Here is a 17,936-nt window from a genome sequence, read left to right as displayed (position 1 = left end):
CTGACAGGGCACACTTGCTCGCCTGCCCGAAGGCGCAGGAGAGGTGCGCATCAGCGATGTAGGCCTTATCGATCCAGAGGCACTGCTTTGAGGACGAAAGACCCAATGCCACCATCCCCAGGCGCTTTTGATGCGATATCTGAGCGCTTTGTCTCTTGCAGTTAAGGGGCACACTGTAGCGCATGAGCCTGATGGGTGATACCCACTTCGGCAGGGTGTGTGCCTGGTGTGCTTAAAGACTGTCCCTGTAAGCGAGCTGTACGTGCGCCTGCAGTCAGGACACTCCCATCTTGGCACTTAGCTTAGCGAAGGTAGCAAAGCCTATGTGCTTACAGCAGCAACACTCGACTGTGGCCTTCTTAGGTCGGCAGATCTTGGCGTTTTCAGCCTTTGGCACTGAGGGTGTAGAAGGGACTTTTGCGTACCATGGATCCTGACGGTTCCACTTTCTCTTTGAAGGCTAGCCTAAGAGGTTGTCACCAAACACAGAGCCCAGTAGGCTCCAGGGCACAGCTCCCTTTGGCATGGAAAGTTGTATCACCTGGGCTAGCCGGCCGGCCTGCATCAGCCCTCATATACTTGACGGCTAGATTGGGCTCTGTTACGTGCTTGCAATGTAGCTGAAAGCAGTCTACCTGGGCTTTTGCGTCAAGTGTTACAAGATAATTTCACTTTGTAATTTTCTGCGCTGACTGTTCCGGCTTTCTGGCATACTTTGTCTCAACAAACGCGAGGCGACAAAGAGCCGCCACAAATAGAGCGTTTTTCTTACAGGGAGATAAGCAATGAGCTTTGGGACATTTGAAAGCAAGGGTGAGCTGAATACTGTTAGTACCACTAGCTTCGTAGAGTCCCTAGTAATTATTGCTCCTGTAGCGGTAGAGATTATTAAGCCCGTTTTGGGCCTCCTCCTAGTCTAGGCGTGCTGACCTAAGGGTTTGAATCTGTCAGAATCCCGTCATGTACGCCGTGTTGTTTGCAAGTGTTGCGGACAACGGTTTTTTTTATGTATTCCTTTTTGTATAACTGAGACAGAAATGCTTTTTGTGAAGACATGAGTGTGTCTGTGGCAGGTTACCAAGCTTGGTTGAGGCTTGGGTGGGAGCATTTATCTGCTTTATGGGGTAGAACCATCCTTTTTGGGGCTGAATACCGCTTTCTGGTTATGCAAACCGGGTGAATCGTTGTCTTGAGGTACCTATAACCCTTTGACTTCGAGGAGTTTTTTATGACCAGAAAGATCGATATTTTTGATACTACCTTGCGCGACGGTGAACAGTCGCCCGGTGCTTCCATGAATACCGAGGAAAAGCTGACGATCGCCCGCGAATTGCTTCGCATGAACGTCGATGTGATCGAAGCTGGCTTCCCGATCTCAAGCCCTGGAGACTTCAAGTCTGTACAGGAAATCGGGCGTCTGGCAGGGGATGACGCAGTAGTCGTCGGGTTGACTCGCGCCGTCGATAAAGACATTGACTGCGCCGCTGAGGCACTGAAGACTGCCAAACGTCCCCGTATCCACACCGGATTAGGCGTCTCCCCGCAGCACATCCACGAGAAGCTGCACATGACCGAAGACCAGGTTATTGAGGCGGCCACCCACTGCGTCAAATACGCGAAGAAATACGTCGACGACGTTGAGTTCTACGCAGAGGATGCAGGGCGTGCGGATCAGCAGTTCCTGGAGCGGGTTGTACAGGCTGCCGTCGATGCAGGTGCCACGGTCATCAACATCCCTGATACCACCGGCTACCAGCTGCCCGATGATTTCGGAGCGCGCATCAAAGGCCTGACCGAGCATGTACGGGACATTGAGACCGTTACTATCTCCGTACACACCCATAACGATCTGGGCATGGCAACCGCGTTGGCGCTGGCTGGCGTCAAAAACGGCGCCACACAGGTTGAGTGCACGATCAACGGTCTAGGTGAGCGTGCGGGCAACACCGCGCTTGAAGAGGTTGTTATGGCCCTCAAGATGCACGGAGATGAGCTCGACGGGCACACCGACATTGTGACGCAGGAGCTGACGCGGGCCTCCCACTTGGTAAGCCGGATTACCGGTATGCAGGTACAGGCCAACAAGGCTATTGTCGGTGCCAACGCCTTCGCGCACTCCTCTGGTATTCACCAAGACGGCGTCCTGAAGGCCCGTGACACCTATGAGATCATCGCCCCCGAGGATGTCGGCGCGGCAGGCTCTGAGATTATCCTTTCCGCCCGTTCCGGCCATGCGGCTCTGAAGCATCGGCTCGCAGAGCTCGGCTATACCTTCCCGGATGATGAGTTCGATGATATCTACAAGCGGTTCCTTGAGATTGCAGACCAGAAGAAAGAGGTATATGACGAGGATCTGGAGTCCATCGTCCAGGAGCGTCAGCGCAATAGCACCGCGGTCTACAGCCTCGACGCGCTGCAGGTATCTTGCGGAGATCCGCTGGTTCCAACCGCGACCGCAACGGTCAAGGATGAGCAGGGCGACACGCACGTGGTCTGCTCCACCGGCTCTGGCCCGATTGACGCCGCCTACAAGGCAATCAACCAGGTCATCGGTGCAAACGTCGAACTGGAAGAGTTCTCCGTTAAGGCGATCACCCGCGGCATCGATGCGATTGGTGAAGTGACGGTGAGGACGCAGTCGAAGGACGGCAAGGTCTTTGCCGGGCACGGCGCCGACAACGACATTATCGTCTCCGCGGCCAAGGCCTATATCGATGCGATCAACCGCACGATCCTGGCCTCACGGGCAGCAAAGAAGTAAGTAGTGGCAACTCCGTCGTTTACTTGAGCGGCGTAGCGATAGCAAGCAAAATGCATAGACAAGGCACGAAAAGAAAGGAAGCACTGCTATGGCATTCAAGATGTATCACGAGAAGGACGTGGACATGTCCAAGCTCGACGGCAAGAAGGTTGCTGTCATTGGCTACGGCTCCCAGGGGCACGCACACGCCCTGAACCTGAAGGACTCCGGTGTCGACGTTAAGGTCGGCTTATTGCCAAACTCCAAGTCCCGCGCAAAGGCTGAGAAGCAGGGACTTGAGGTTGTCTCTAATGCGGAGGCTACCAAGTGGGCAGATATTATCATGATCCTCATCAACGATGAGTATCAGGCCAAGATGTACAAGGAAGATATCGAGCCGAATCTGGCTCCGGGCAAGACCATCGCCTTCGCACATGGCTTCAACATCCACTATGGCTGCATCGAGGTGCGTCCGGACTGTAACGTCATCATGGTCGCCCCGAAGGCTCCGGGCCACACCGTCCGTTCCACCTACCAGGAGGGCAAGGGCGTCCCGATGCTGGTCTGTGCACACCAAGATGCTACGGGCGACGCGTTCGATATCGCGCTTGCCTACGGCGCTGCCATCGGCGGAGCGCGTGCAGCACTGCTTGAGACCGACTTTAAGACCGAGACTGAGACCGACCTGTTCGGTGAGCAGAACGTCCTGTGTGGCGGCGTCACCGACCTGATGGAGGCAGGCTTCAACACCCTGGTCGAGGCTGGCTACGATCCCCGTAACGCCTACTTTGAGTGCATCCACGAGATGAAGCTGATCGTCGACCTGATCTACGAGAGCGGCTTCTCCGGCATGAGGTCCTCCATCTCCAACACCGCTGAGTACGGCGACTACACCTGCGGCCCGAACGTTATCACCGAAGCCGCCAAGGAGGGCATGAGAAAGAACCTGAAGGCTATTCAGGACGGCTCCTTCGCAAAAGACTTCCTGCTCGATATGTCCGATGAGACCCACCAGGTCCACTTCAAGGCGATGCGCCGTATGGAGGCTGAGTCCCTGATGGAGCAGACTGGCAAAAAGATCCGTGCTCTGTATTCTTGGAACGACGAGGACAAGCTCCTCAACAACTAATCGGCGTATGTTTGTGGCGCCGGGGCACAACAAGACACGGCTTGTGGTGCGTGCTCCGGCGCCTTCGGCGCTTTGTACGTACAAAACGAGACAGTATCGGTTTTGCAGGTTCAAGGCGCCGTCCACAATCGGACGGAATGAGTCATCGTTTGCATTAAAGGAGGGGAGCATCACATGGAGCTTACTGGCGCACAGATACTCATCGAGTGTCTAAAGGAACAGGGCGTTGATAGCATTTTTGGATATCCTGGGGGAACGATTCTGGACGTATACGACGTCCTATACCAGACGCCAGAGATCCATCACTACCTGACGAGCCACGAGCAGGGCGCGGCGCACGCTGCCGACGGCTATGCCCGCTCGACCGGCAAGGTGGGTGTGTGCATGTCTACCTCAGGCCCGGGCTGTACGAACCTGGTGACCGGCATCGCGACTGCTTACATGGACTCTTCTCCGATTGTCGCTATCACCTGCAATGTCTCGAGCAAGCTTCTCGGCAAGGACTCCTTCCAGGAGGTCAACATCACCGAGATCACCAAGTCGATCACCAAGTGGAACCGCGTCGTGGACGACGTGCACGATCTGGCGCCGGCGGTGCGGCAAGCCTTCCTGCTCGCACGCAGCGGACGCCCCGGCCCGACTCTGCTTGATATCACCAAGGATGTCGCGACTGCCAAGTGCGACTATGAAGTGGTGCCAGTGGAGAAGCACCAGATCTTTGAGCTTCCCAACCGACTCTCCAAGCGGCTGATGGGCAGCCTCAATACCCCGGATCCCAAACCATATGAAGTCGACAAGCTGGTCGACATGGTCAATGCCTCTAAGCGTCCGCTCGTTATCTGCGGTGGCGGCGTGGTGCGTTCCCGCTCCGATGAAGAGTTCAACGAGTTCGTCAACCGCATTGATGCCCCGGTCGCAATCACCGCAATGGGTGCCGGTGGCTTTCGCGGCAGAGACCCGCTTGCGACCGGTCTGATCGGCATGCACGGCTCCCAGGCTTCCAATATGGCAGTTGATGAGTGCGATCTTCTGATCGCCGTGGGCTGCCGGTTCTCCGATCGTGTGGCGCTGCAGCCCTCCACCTTCGCGGAGCATGCGAAGATCGTCCAGATTGATATCGACCGCGCCGAGATCGGCAAGAATGTCCGCTGCGACTATGCGGTCTTAGGCGACGCAAAGCAGGTCCTCTCAATGCTTAACGGGCGGCTCCATCAGCTGCACCACGACGAGTGGAAAGAGCATGTCTTCTCCTATCCGACGGAAACCAAGTACGAAGAGGACGGAGACCACCTTAACCCGAAGCAGATCGACACCGCAATCGCGAAGATCTGCCCTGAGGATACGATCGTCGCGACCGACGTGGGACAGCACCAGATGTGGGCGGTCCAGCACTTCCACTATGACTATCCGGGGCAGCTTCTGACCTCCGGTGGTTTCGGCGCGATGGGCTTTGGCTTGGGTGCCGCGATCGGCGCACAAGTGGGTAACCCGGATAAGTGCGTGATCCATGTCACGGGCGACGGCTCCTTCCGCATGAACTGCATTGAGCTCGCCACAGTCCAGCACTACCATCTGCCGATCATCACGATCATCTACGACAACTCCGTGCTGGGCATGGTGCACCAGTGGCAGACGCTCATCTACAACAAGCGCTATTCCCAAACAACGCTTGACCGTCCGCCTGAGTGGGTCGCTCTGGTCCGCGCTTATGGGCTTGCTGGTAAACGCGTGAGCTCAATGGAGGACTTCGAGGACACGCTGAAAGAGGCATTGGCTTGCGGTCATGGCTACGTGATCGATGCAGCCATCGCCCCGGATGAGATGGTGCGCCCGATGGTCCCGGCAGGACAGCACATCACCAATTTCTTGGCAATCTAGAAAAGGATGAGGAGAACGGCGTATGTTGACGCTCGACAGGATCTATCAGGCCGCCTACGTACTGAAAGGTATAGCGCGCAAAACTGACCTCATTCGGGCGTCAAACATTGTGTCTGATATGCCTGAGCTCTACCTCAAGACCGAAAACCTCCAGTTCACCGGATCCTTTAAGCTTCGCGGTGCCTACTTCAAGATCAGTCAGCTCCCCAAGGAGGCCCTCTCCAAGGGCGTCATAGCCTGCAGCGCCGGTAACCACGCCCAGGGCGTAGCCTTGGCGGCGAGCAGACTGCACGCCCACGCGATCGTCTGTATGCCGGATGGGGCCCCGATCGTCAAGGTTGAAAACACCCGCAGGTTGGGTGCGGAAGTCCGATTAGTTCCGGGCATCTACGATGACGCGCACGACGAAGCCGTGAGGCTACAGAAGGAGACCGGCGCCACCTTCATCCACCCCTACGACGATGAGGACGTAATGGCCGGACAGGGTACGATCGGTCTCGAGATCATGGATCAGTTGGAAGGTGTCGACGCGGTGACCGTCCCGGTCGGCGGCGGTGGTCTGATTGCCGGTGTCGCCTGCGCGGTCAAGAGCCTGAACCCCAAGTGCAAGGTGTACGGTGTGCAAGCCCAGGGGGCGAGCGCGATGGTCGATGCCTTCCACGCGGGGGAGTGGCAGTCCTCTGGAGACGCGAACACCTTCGCCGATGGCATCCAAGTCAAGGTTCCGGGCAAGGAGACCTTCAAGATGGTCCAGAACTACGTCGACGATATGGTCACTGTCTCAGACGATGAGATCGCCGCGGCCATCCTGGCGCTGATGGAGAAGCAAAAGCTCGTCTCAGAAGGTGCCGGTGCTGCCTCAGTGGCGGCCTGCATGTTCCACAAGCTCCCGCTTCAGGGCAAGCGCGTGGTCTGCGTGATCAGCGGTGGCAACATCGACGTCAACATCCTCTCTCGTGTGATCAACCGTGGCCTCGCTATGAGCGGCCGCAAGACGACCTTGTCCATCAAACTGATGGACAAGCCGGGCCAGCTCGAAGAGGTGAGCGGTATCATCGCCTCCATGGGGGCCAACGTGGTGTCCGTTGACTACGATCTCTCCGATCCTGATTTACCGATCTCGAGCTGTACGCTGCGGATCGGTATGGAAACCAAGGACCGCGCACAGATAGACTCAATTAAACAGAAGCTGGCCTCCGAAGGCTTTGAGCTCGTTGATTAGAAAGGGAAGATCCATGAGAAGCGACAAAATCAAGGTAGGTCCCGAAGCGGCGGCGCACCGCTCACTGTTCAACGCACTGGGCTGGACTGAAGAGGAAGTCAAAAAGCCCCTCGTCGGTATCGTCAGCTCATTCAATGAGATCGTCCCGGGCCACATGAACATCGACAAGATCACTGAGGCCGTCAAGCTCGGGGTTGCCGAAGCGGGTGGCATGCCGGTCGTCTTCCCCGCGATTGCGGTCTGTGATGGTATCGCAATGGGCCACGAAGGCATGAAGTACTCGCTTGTCACCCGCGACCTGATCGCAGACTCCACCGAGTGTATGGTCAAGGCGCACGACTTCGATGCGCTGGTTATGATCCCGAACTGCGACAAGAACGTACCGGGGTTGCTCATGGCGGCAGCACGGCTGAACTTGCCCACAACCTTTGTCTCCGGCGGCCCGATGCTCGCGGGTCACATCGACGGCCACAAGACGAGCCTCTCCTCCATGTTTGAGGCGATGGGTGCCTATTCTGCGGGCAAGATCGATGCGGAGAAGCTCCACGAGTTTGAGTGCGACGCTTGCCCGACTTGCGGCTCCTGCTCCGGTATGTATACCGCTAACTCCATGAACTGCCTCACTGAGGCCATCGGTATGGGCCTTCCGGGCAACGGCACGATCCCCGCGGTCTACTCAAAGCGTCTGCAGCTTGCCAAGCATGCGGGCATGGCGGTCATGAACCTGTGTGAGCGGGGCATTACCGCCCGTGACATTATGACCCGTGAGGCCTTCCACAATGCCTTAACGGTGGATATGGCTCTGGGCTGCTCCACCAACACGATGTTGCACTTACCGGCCATCGCGCATGAGTGCGGCATCGAGATCAGCCTGGAAGCCGCCAACGGGATGAGCGAGAGGACTCCGAACCTGTGTCACCTGGCTCCGGCTGGCCCCACCTACGTCGAGGACCTGAATGAGGCTGGCGGCGTGGGCGCTGTGATGAAGGAGCTCGATAAGGTAGGACTGATCAACCGTGACTGCCTGACCGTCTTGGGCAAGACGATTGGGGAGGAGATCGACGAGGCGCAGAACCGCAACCCTGAGGTCATCCACACCGCACAGAACCCCTACTCACCGACCGGTGGCATCGCAGTCCTCAAGGGCAATCTGGCCCCGGACGGCTCCGTCGTCAAACGCTCTGCCGTGAGCCCGAAGATGCTCAAACATGAGGGACCTGCCCGCGTGTTTGAGAGCGAAGAGGATGCACAGGCGGTAATCAATGCCGGCAAGATCAAGCCGGGCGACGTTGTCATTATCCGCTACGAAGGCCCGAAGGGCGGTCCGGGCATGCGCGAGATGCTGAACCCCACCTCTGCGATCATGGGCATGGGCTTAGGGGACAGCGTCGCCCTCATCACCGACGGGCGCTTTTCCGGCGCAACCCGAGGCGCTTGTGTCGGCCATGTGTCCCCCGAGGCAGCCTCCGGAGGCCCGATCGGCATCGTCCAGGAAGGCGACCTGATCTCGATCGATATTCCGAACTGCACGCTCACACTTGAGATCAGCGACGAAGAGTACGAGCGTCGCATGAAGAACTTTGTCCCGAAGAGAAAGCCGCTCTCCGGCTATCTGGCCCGCTATGCGGCACTGGTCTCCTCGGGTGCCCGCGGCGCGATCTTGAACGACACTGACAACGCGTAAGTGTCAGGTGAACCTCTATGGAACAACGCGAACTTGAAGACCTCTACATCCGCATGAAGACCCTCGTGGTCTTCCGCTCCTTGCTTGACAATCCGGTGGTTGCGGATCTGGTTACAACCTTGGGTTTTGCCTCTCAGTGTGTGGAAGGCACCCAGCTTGACCTGGCGGAGTCCTACGCGCGGTTTGTCTCAGGTCTGTTCGCGCGCGGGTTCTCCGGGCTTGCCCCCTACGTGCGAGAAGTCGTGCTCGACGACGAGAATGTCTTTCTGAGGCGCGTCGGCGCCAAAGAGAAGGTATCAGCGCTCTTAGGTGAGGCGACCGCCTCAGAGCTTGAGACCTTAGAGAAGCTTGCCTGTCTCACACCTGAAGACCTGACCGCAACGCTTCCTGAGCCAGTCCGTGCAGGGCTTGCAATCTTCGACGCTCAGCACCTCGAGCTCGTCGCAACCTACCGGGAGCGGCTCTCCCATATCCACCAGTTCGGCTATGGGATGTATGCGCGTTACCACGTGTTCCGCATGGATGATTCAGGGCACATTGTGGCGGTGCGCCACCCCGATCCGATCAATCTGGATGAGCTTGTGGACTATGACCGGGAAAAGAAGATCATCCTCGATAACACCCGGACGCTGCTGCACGGCAAACCGGCAGCTAACATCCTGCTGACCGGCGATGCGGGCACTGGCAAGAGCTCTACGGTCAAGGCAGTTGCAAATGAACTTGCGGATCAGGGTCTTCGGATCCTTGAGGTGCACAAAGAGCAGCTCACGATGATCCCGGCGCTGCTCGACGAGCTGACGAAGAATCCGCTCTGCTTCATTATCTTTATCGATGACCTCTCCTTTGCCCGTGACGACGACAACTTTGCGGCGCTGAAGGCGATCTTGGAAGGTTCGGTCTCCGCCAAGTCCTCCAATGTGGTGATCTACGCTACGAGCAATCGGCGTCACCTCGTGAAGGAGACCTTCTCAGAGCGTGAGCAGGAGGATGACGTTCACCTCAACGACACGATGCAGGAGATCGTCTCGCTCTCGGACCGCTTCGGGATCCACTTGACGTTCTCGAAACCGAGCAAGGAAGTCTATCTAGATATCGTACACAAGCTGGCGAAAGTCGCCGGCATCCGGATGGATCAAAAAGAACTCGACCAGGCCGCGGAGCGCTTTGCGCTGCGCAAGGGCGGACGCTCCGCACGTGGGGCCCGGCAGCTTGTGGACGGCTTAGCCTCTGCAGAGCACGGAGGCGAAGCATACGAAGAGAGTATGAACGAATATAAGCACCTGACGACATAGACAGAAGGAGGAGGATCTCATGGCGCGAGCTCAGACTATGGCGGAAAAGATATTGGCAGCACACGCCGGCTTGGACGAGGTGACTCCCGGCCAGCTCATCCAGTGTGATGTGGACGGTGTCCTCGCGAACGATATCACCGCTCCTATCGCAATTAAAACCGTGCGTGAGATCGGGGCGGGCGTATGGGACAAGAACAAGATTTTCTTGGTTCCTGACCATTATTCCCCGAACAAAGATATCAAGAGTGCAGAGCAGACGAAGATCACGCGCGATTTTGCCCATAAGATGGGCATTACGCATTACTTTGAGCAGGGCTGCATGGGCATCGAGCATGCGCTGCTCCCGGAGAAAGGTATCGTCGTCCCGGGTGACCTCGTGATCGGGGCTGACTCCCACACCTGTACCTACGGCGGCATCGGTGCCTTCTCCACCGGCGTCGGCTCCACCGATGCGGGTGTCGGCATGGCCACTGGCCGTGCCTGGTTCAAGGTGCCGGAGACGATCCGCTTTGAGGTTGAGGGTGAGCTGCCCGAGGGCGCTACCGCTAAGGACATCATCCTCTACATTATCGGCAAAATCGGCGTCGACGGTGCCCTGTACTGCGCGATGGAGTTCGCAGGCTCCACGATTGGGAACCTCTCGGTTGAGGGTCGACTGACGATGGCGAACATGGCGATCGAAGCGGGCGGCAAAGCTGGCCTCTTCGAGGTGGATGACAAGTGCCGTGAGTTCATCAAGGGACGCGCAGAGCATCCCGCCCACGAGTACCACTCCGATCCGGATGCTCACTACAAGCAAGTGATCCACCTCGATGCAGTGGATATCGTGCCGCAGGTGGCGTGGCCGCACCTGCCGAGCAACACCCATCCGGTCTCTGAGAGCAGAGGTATCACGATCGATCAGGCGGTGATCGGCTCCTGCACAAACGGGCGTATCGAGGATATGCGGGCTGCCGCGAAGGTCCTGAAGGGCCGCACCGTCTCACCAAATGTGCGCTGCATCATTATCCCCGCCACCCAGGCGGTGTGGCTTGAGTGCATACATGAGGGCCTGATGGATATCTTTATCAACGCCCACTGCGTGGTCTCCACCCCGACCTGTGGGCCCTGCCTCGGCGGCTACATGGGCATCCTGGCGGCAGGGGAGCGCTGCGTGAGCTCCACCAACCGCAACTTTGTCGGCCGCATGGGGGATCCCACCTCCGAGGTCTATCTGGCCTCTCCTGCGGTAACCGCAGCCTCTGCGGTTGCAGGACACATCGCACTGCCATCAGATCTGGATTAAGGAGGGGGATACACTATGAAATTTGAAGGAAATGCCTTTTGCTATGGGCGCGATGTGGATACCGACGTAATCATTCCTGCGCGCTATCTGAATACAAGCGATCCGAAGGAGCTCGCCAAGCACTGCCTCAAGGATCTGGACAAGACCTTTGTGAAGCGAGTTCAGCCCGGTGATATGATCGTAGCCCAAGAGAACTTCGGCTGTGGCTCCTCCCGTGAACATGCTCCGGTGGCCATCAAAGCTGCAGGTGTGAGCTGCGTCATCGCAAAGAGCTTCGCCCGCATCTTCTACCGCAATGCGATCAATATCGGCCTCCCGATCCTGGAGTGCCCCGAGGCCGTCGATGCCATCAACGAAGGGGATCGGATCCGGGTGGATGCTGATACCGGCACGATTGAGGATGAGACGACCGGCAAGACCTTCTCCGCGCAGCCCTTCCCACCTTTCATCCAGGAGATCATCAACGACGGCGGACTTGTGAACTACGCGAAGAAAAGGATAGCGAAAGAAGGTAACGCTACCCAGGCGAAGGAGGCTTAAGAAGCCATGGTATCAACGACCTACAACATTTGTACGCTTCCCGGGGATGGTATCGGCCCTGAGATCATGGCAGAGGGCAAACGTGTCCTGTCTGCGGTGGGGGCTGCCTACGACGTCGACTTTGTCTGTGAGGACCACCTGATCGGCGGCAGCGCTATCGACACGACGCGTGACAACGGGGAAAATGTCACAGCCTTGCCCGCTGAAACTCTGCAGGCTGCCCAGGCCGCAGATGCGGTCCTTCTAGCGGCGGTCGGAGGACCGAAGTGGGATGATCTGAGCGCTTCGGTACGCCCGGAGCAGGGACTGCTGGCGATTCGCAAGAATCTGCACCTCTTCCTCAACCTGCGCCCGGTCCACATCTATCGTGCGCTGCGGGATGCCTCTCCCTTACGTCCTGAGCGGCTCAAGGGCGTCGATCTGCTGATCGTGCGTGAGCTTACCGGCGGCCTCTATTTCGGTGAGCACAAGCGTGAGGATCATGTTGAGGGTGCGGGTGTGAATGGCCGTGCCGGTTCCTTCGCCAGCGACGTGATGCAGTACTCGGAGTATGAGATCGAACGTGTCGTACGCTGGGCCTATGAGGCGGCACAGGGCAGACGTGGCAAGGTAACTTCCGTCGATAAGGCCAACGTACTCGCCACCTCGCGCTTATGGCGCGAAGTCAACCACCGCATCGCTAAGGACTATCTAGATGTCGAATCCTCCGATATGCTGGTCGACAACTCCGCGATGCAGTTGGTCGCAAACCCCGCCCAGTTTGACGTATTGGTGACGGAGAATACCTTTGGCGACATTCTGTCGGATGAGGCCTCGATGCTCACCGGTTCCCTCGGTATGCTCGCCTCCGCTTCTTTAGGAGATGGCACCGCTCTCTATGAGCCGAGCCACGGTTCGGCGCCTGATATCGCCGGGAAGGGTATTGCAAACCCCCTGGCACAGATTCTGTCTGTGTCGCTGATGCTGCGCTACAGCTTCAAGATGGATGAGGCGGCAGCTACGCTTGATGCGGCAGTGGAAGATGTCCTCGACGCGGGATGGAGAACCGCTGATCTGGCTGATTCTGCGACTCCTGTCTCAAAGGTACTGGGAACCCGTGAGATGGGCGATAAGGTGATCGAAGCTTTCAACAAGTGTTGTGCTAAGTAAGATAGAAGGCCATAGAACAAATGTAATGCAGCAGTATGGGGTTTCTTCTCATGTTGCTGCGTCTGCTTGTTAACAACCTGTGTGGACCGCTCTAAGGAAACGATGATTAATTCCCAATGATGTGCCAGAAAGGACTAGCCACGTGGCCTTTCGCGGCTGGCATAGGCATTAATCATCATTTCCCTAGTGTGAGTCTTCCTGTGATCTGTTGCGGTGAGCACTGGTAGTTGATAGTCTTGCCCTGCACACAGGCACAAAAACTCTTTGAGGCTCTACTGCCTGCGTCTGTTGCAGTGCCTCTGTGCAACAGATGCCTCTGTATCACATATCGGATACTTCCTGGTTGCATGAGTTCGCTGCAAGCTCACAAGCTATGGTCGACTTGTCGCAATGTAGCTTTCTGACAATCTTGGATATGTTTTTGCCCTCAGTGTGGGAAAGCAGGACATCTTCTCGCTCTTCTAAGCTAAGATGATAGTAGCAGCCCAGGGTGATCGCCTTTGATTGTTTTTCGCGGATACCATCGCATTGCGAGAGACCCCGGGTCGCTGTTCTTTTTTATCCTCGTTATTGCACTAGTAATGAGAATTTGTCAGAATAAATGCAGTCTATATCGCAAAAACATGGTGAGAGAGCCAACCGTATGACGCTAATTGAACTTTTCAGACTTCTGAAGAAGCATGCTCGGTTCGTGATACTGGTACCGATCATCTGTGCGCTTGTCGTCGGGGTCTATTCGTTTGCCTTTGTCCGGAACAGTTATGCAGCAACGACAAGCATGTATGTCCTTGCACAGAATGAAGCTAGTAGCTCAAACAGCAACAACCTTTACTCAGATCTGAATGCTTCGCAGATGCTGACGAACGATGTAGCGAAACTCTTGAAGAGCGACCGTATCACCAATGAGGTGGCCTCAGAGGTCGGAGTTGCAGAGCTTAAAGGCTACAATGTCGACGTTACCAATGAGACGACTTCCCGTGTCATCACGCTTTCCGTTACGGGCCCCGACCCGCAGAAAGCCGCAGACATTGTGAACACGATGATTAAGGATGTCTCCAACGTCGCACACAATGTGATGAACGTCGAGTCCATCAACCCGATCAGCGAGGTGGAGGTGCCGCAGTCACCCTCTGGCCCCAACCGTGTTCTCTATGTGGCAATAGCCTTTATCGCAGGTCTTTTTGTCGCAATCGTAATCGTCGTTATCTCCGATATGCTCAACACCCGTGTACGTGGCTCTGAGGATCTTAAAGAGCTGATCGATACACCGATTATCGGCCGCATTCCTGAAATCGATCGGGGGAAGTAATTATGCCGAGAAAAAGTGACAAAGCAGACAAGGTTATTCTGCAGAACTCCCTCAAGACCTTGGCCGCAAACATCAGATTCTCTTCCGTTGATCATCTGGCGCACAGCATCGCGGTGGTGTCCTCTATCCCTTCAGAGGGCAAGACAACGATTGCCGTGGGCTTAGGCAAGGCCTTTGCCGCCGGTGGCTCCACAGTCATTATGGTCGAATGCGACCTGCGCCGCCGCTCTTTGGCAAGTGCCCTCGGCGCACACGGCAGACACGGCCTTTATTCGGTTGTCTCCGGACGCCACACGGTTGAGGAAGCTGCTATCAATGCTGGTATGCCCAACCTCTACTTTCTGGATGCGGAGCCGAGTATCCCCAATCCGGCAGACCTCTTGCAGTCGCGGCGCTTCCACAATCTGATGGGCACGCTCACCAAGATGTATGACTATGTGATCGTCGATACCCCGCCGGTCAATACCTTCGTCGACGCGGCCGTTGTGGCTTCGCTTACCGATGCGACCGTGCTCGTCGTACGCCAGAACTTCACGCGCCGTGAGGACGTGCGTGCCTCCTACACCCAGCTCAAGCAGGCAGGTGCCCATGTGATTGGCACAATACTCAACTTCACCGATGCGGATACCTCGAACAAGTACTATGACTACTACGAGGAAGGATCTTCCAACAAGGACAACAACAAGTCCTACGAGATACTGAAGGAGGATACGCCGCATACCTCGAAGGCTCCAGTGGCCACCCCTGATAACGCGCAGGCGACGCCTAATGACAGCGACAACTCACAGGATGTAACCGCTGTGGCATATCGTCGTCCGGCAACGCATTTAGCTTCTGAGAAGCCCGTGAAGGTTGCGCTCGATGAGACTACTGAGCTTCTGAAGAATGCCGGTTACTACACGGACGATGCCTCAACTGTCAACCACTAAGGTATCATGCAGGATATACATTGCCACATACTGCCGGGCGTCGATGACGGATCCCCGAACCTTGACTACAGCCTTAAGATGCTTGAGGCCGCACAGCACTCTGGCATCACCAGCATTATCTGTACGCCCCATTGCAGGGACCCCTATTTTGACTATGAGCGGATGCAGCACGCTTTTCAGCAATTCAAAGCTGCAGCCTCAGGATTCCCGATATACATGGGCTTTGAGGTGAACCACACCAAGCTGATGCAGCTAGGCGTGAGGAAGTGGGCGCCCTATCTGCTGACCCCCGAGACCGGGCAGTTTTTGCTTGAGCTTGATACCAACTGCACTGAGGATTCCTTTGCGGCCTATGAGCGCACGATCTATATCGTGCAGGGACTGGGCTACCGTGTGGTGATCGCCCACCCTGAGCGCTATGCCGCGATCCGCAAAAACATTGAGCTCGCCCAACGTCTGGTGGATCTGGGCTGTGAGCTGCAGGCTTCCGGTGACTTTATTCACGGGGGACGTTTGGGCCACGCAAAACGGATCGCAAAGAAATTGTTCGAGCGGGGGCTTTACACCTATATTGCAAGTGACGCACATCGGGTGAAACACTACGCGCTGTTTGAACGCGCGGTTGACCGCTACGGGGATAAATTGGCCAATCCGAGGCGGGGGAACGCTATCCTGTAACATAGCCGTTGTTTGTTTTCACTGAGAAGGGATTGCTTTCATGGCGGAGAAGAACTCGTCTGACAGCACGGACAATAAAGACGTTGGTCAGAACGTGGAGAGAAACGGCAAAGCAAGCCACCACGTACACGCAAAAGCTGTCCGTTCGGTCTCACCGATCTATACCAAATCCGCCTCGTTGGATGAACCGTCGGATTCAGAGCAGGAACCAGAAGAGAACGTACAACCCGTACGCCATGCCACCCCTGACGCCTCAGGTAACTGGGATCCCTTTACTGACCCCTCATTCGTGCAGGAGTCGGAGCAGAACAGCAAGCATCGCTATCATCACGCTAAGGAACACCGCACCACGATTATCGTGCGCGTGATCGTCGCAATCGTCGTCGTGCTCGGCATCGCGGCCTTCGGCGTCTACCACAGTGCGCAGACGGTGGCTGACGATGCAAGCGAATTGACGCAGGAAGCGAACAACTTCTCAAAGAACCTCGCTTCAGGCGATACGTCGGCGATGAATACGAGTGCCACGAGGATCACAGACCTTACCTCTGAGATGAACAACGAAGTCTCTAGCCCTTGGTGGAACATCGCGAGCGTCTTCCCCGGCCCCGGGGCGGATATCCCGAAGGTACGTGCGTTGACGGGCGTAGCCAATGACCTGTCCACCCAGGTGGTAACCCCGATTGCCGAGCGCATGAGCCAAGATGCCTCCGGCGCGATCTTCTCAGATGGCGCTATCAATGTCCCGGCTTTTACGGCGCTCACCGCCGAGTTGATCCAGGTACAGCCGGCGATTGAGAATGCCTCGCAGCAGATTGATGCGATCGGTCCTACTTCGATGGATCAGATCAACACTCCGTTGCAGAAGGTCAAAACAACGCTGGATGGTCTGGATGCCGCCACGACAGAGCTTGCGAAAGTTCAGCCCTATCTGCCGTCACTGCTCGGTGCCAATGGGCCGCGCACCTATCTGATCGTCGCGCAGAATAACTCTGAGATCCGCTCCACCGGCGGCTTCCCCGGATCTAGGATCCCGATGATCGTCGATAACGGAACGATCACTCTGGGGGACTATGAGCCTGCCAGCGGTCATTTCCCGCAGGGCACGATCCCCCTGACTGACGAGGAGTTCTCCGTCGTCGGTACGCTCATGCAGTCCGGTGCCTCGTTTGCCCCAGCTGACGTAAATGTCGTCCCGAGCTTCCCGCGTGCGGCCCAGCTGATGGAGTGGTGCTGGAACGCAGAGGACCATGGAGACGTCGACGGTGTGATCGCCCTTGACCCGGTCTTCCTGCAGAGCATGCTCAAGCTGACCGGTGGGATCACGACTTCGGACGGTACGGTTGTCGACGGGGACAATGCTGCTCAGGTTCTGCTGAATCAGGTGTATTTCCTCGACCCTGCGAAACAGGACCCCTTCTTTTCTGAGGTCGCGAGCGGAACGATGGAGAAACTCAAAAGCTCAATGAGCTCTATCAATCTAGTCGATGCGTTTACCACTATCCGGGACGGCATCACACAGGGACGTCTGTTGGCCTACATGAATAACGCAGACGAAGAGCAGGCGGTCACCGCCCTCGGTGCCGACGGGGAGATCAACCAAGACGCGGCAAACCCGAGGGCTGGGTTCTACATCTACGATAAAACCGGCTCCAAGCTCGATTGGTACCTCGATATGCGCAGCAGCGTGGGTGAGCCCACGACCAACGACGACGGCAGCGTATCCTATCCGGTGACCGTGACTCTGCACAATACGACGACGCTCGATCAGATGCAGCATGAGCTGACTGAGTACATCACGGGCATTGTTCCGGAGTCACACGGCTATGGAATGATCACCTCCTTCCTCGCAATGGCTCCCGCCGGCGGCTCGATCAGCAATTTCCAGATCGATGCGGACGAGGTCATGAACCAGGGAGAGGCGACGCTCTACGACCACGATGTGTACGCTGGCTACGTCAATACCTTACCCTCCAACACTACGACGTTCACCTATACGGTGACGACTGCTCCGAACCCTGCAAGTGATCTCACCCTGTGGACTACGCCGACGGGCCGCAGCTTTGCTTAAAGAAGCAGTAGCATTTCAGGACATACGAGGGGC

At 56.8% G+C, this 17,936-nt stretch carries 14 protein-coding genes; 13 read left to right on the top strand and 1 reads right to left on the bottom strand.

Going from position 1 to position 17,936, the window contains the following annotated elements; translation table 11 throughout:
- Positions 1–1,228: 1,228 nt before the first annotated feature.
- The 9 genes from J4859_RS13245 to leuB all read left to right on the top strand — a co-directional run bounded on the left by J4859_RS13245 (position 1,229) and on the right by leuB (position 12,919).
- Positions 1,229–2,761 carry a 2-isopropylmalate synthase gene (locus J4859_RS13245; RefSeq protein WP_212330455.1) on the top strand — a complete coding sequence of 511 codons (1,533 nt, stop codon included), beginning with the start codon at positions 1,229–1,231 and terminating at the stop codon, positions 2,759–2,761.
- Between the two features lie 88 nt (positions 2,762–2,849).
- Positions 2,850–3,869: a ketol-acid reductoisomerase gene (ilvC, locus tag J4859_RS13240; protein ID WP_212330453.1), complete on the top strand. Its 1,020-nt coding sequence runs from the start codon at positions 2,850–2,852 to the stop codon at positions 3,867–3,869.
- A 174-nt stretch (positions 3,870–4,043) separates the two neighbouring features.
- Positions 4,044–5,747, top strand: coding sequence for a biosynthetic-type acetolactate synthase large subunit (gene ilvB, locus J4859_RS13235; protein WP_212330451.1), 1,704 nt, complete (start codon positions 4,044–4,046; stop codon positions 5,745–5,747).
- A gap of 22 nt (positions 5,748–5,769) precedes the next feature.
- Positions 5,770–6,969, top strand: a complete 1,200-nt coding sequence (gene ilvA, locus J4859_RS13230) for a threonine ammonia-lyase (RefSeq protein ID WP_212330449.1) — start codon at positions 5,770–5,772, stop codon at positions 6,967–6,969.
- A 13-nt stretch (positions 6,970–6,982) separates the two neighbouring features.
- Positions 6,983–8,653, top strand: coding sequence for a dihydroxy-acid dehydratase (gene ilvD, locus J4859_RS13225; RefSeq protein ID WP_212330447.1), 1,671 nt, complete (start codon positions 6,983–6,985; stop codon positions 8,651–8,653).
- A gap of 17 nt (positions 8,654–8,670) precedes the next feature.
- On the top strand, positions 8,671–9,945 hold the full coding sequence (locus J4859_RS13220) for an ATP-binding protein (RefSeq protein WP_212330445.1): 1,275 nt from the start codon (positions 8,671–8,673) through the stop codon (positions 9,943–9,945).
- Positions 9,946–9,982: 37 nt separating this feature from the next.
- Entirely contained in the window at positions 9,983–11,230 is a 1,248-nt protein-coding gene (gene leuC, locus J4859_RS13215; protein ID WP_249113650.1) for a 3-isopropylmalate dehydratase large subunit, read from the top strand.
- Between the two features lie 15 nt (positions 11,231–11,245).
- Complete coding sequence (gene leuD / locus J4859_RS13210; RefSeq protein WP_212330442.1) at positions 11,246–11,770, top strand: 3-isopropylmalate dehydratase small subunit; 525 nt, start codon at positions 11,246–11,248, stop codon at positions 11,768–11,770.
- Between the two features lie 6 nt (positions 11,771–11,776).
- A complete protein-coding gene (leuB, locus tag J4859_RS13205) occupies positions 11,777–12,919 on the top strand; it encodes a 3-isopropylmalate dehydrogenase (protein ID WP_212330440.1) in 1,143 nt (380 codons plus the stop codon).
- A gap of 321 nt (positions 12,920–13,240) precedes the next feature.
- On the opposite strand, the gene J4859_RS17925 is transcribed toward leuB, so the two are convergent.
- Entirely contained in the window at positions 13,241–13,408 is a 168-nt protein-coding gene (locus tag J4859_RS17925; protein WP_371812260.1) for a helix-turn-helix domain-containing protein, read from the bottom strand.
- Between the two features lie 154 nt (positions 13,409–13,562).
- Between J4859_RS17925 and J4859_RS13195 the strand changes: the two genes are divergently transcribed.
- The 4 genes from J4859_RS13195 to J4859_RS13180 are packed head-to-tail and all read left to right on the top strand — an operon-like array spanning position 13,563 to position 17,903.
- On the top strand, positions 13,563–14,228 hold the full coding sequence (locus tag J4859_RS13195; protein ID WP_212330438.1) for a YveK family protein: 666 nt from the start codon (positions 13,563–13,565) through the stop codon (positions 14,226–14,228).
- 2 nt (positions 14,229–14,230) lie between these two features.
- Positions 14,231–15,157: a CpsD/CapB family tyrosine-protein kinase gene (locus J4859_RS13190; RefSeq protein WP_212330436.1), complete on the top strand. Its 927-nt coding sequence runs from the start codon at positions 14,231–14,233 to the stop codon at positions 15,155–15,157.
- 6 nt (positions 15,158–15,163) lie between these two features.
- Positions 15,164–15,835 carry a CpsB/CapC family capsule biosynthesis tyrosine phosphatase gene (locus tag J4859_RS13185; RefSeq protein ID WP_212330434.1) on the top strand — a complete coding sequence of 224 codons (672 nt, stop codon included), beginning with the start codon at positions 15,164–15,166 and terminating at the stop codon, positions 15,833–15,835.
- A 40-nt stretch (positions 15,836–15,875) separates the two neighbouring features.
- Complete coding sequence (locus J4859_RS13180) at positions 15,876–17,903, top strand: DUF4012 domain-containing protein (protein WP_212330432.1); 2,028 nt, start codon at positions 15,876–15,878, stop codon at positions 17,901–17,903.
- Positions 17,904–17,936 lie beyond the last annotated feature (33 nt).

The organism is Atopobium sp. oral taxon 416 (genome assembly GCF_018128285.1).
Taxonomy (GTDB): Bacteria; Actinomycetota; Coriobacteriia; order Coriobacteriales; family Atopobiaceae; genus Olsenella_L.
Note: the sequence above shows the minus strand (reverse complement) of the source record. Positions and strands in the feature narration are given on the sequence as shown.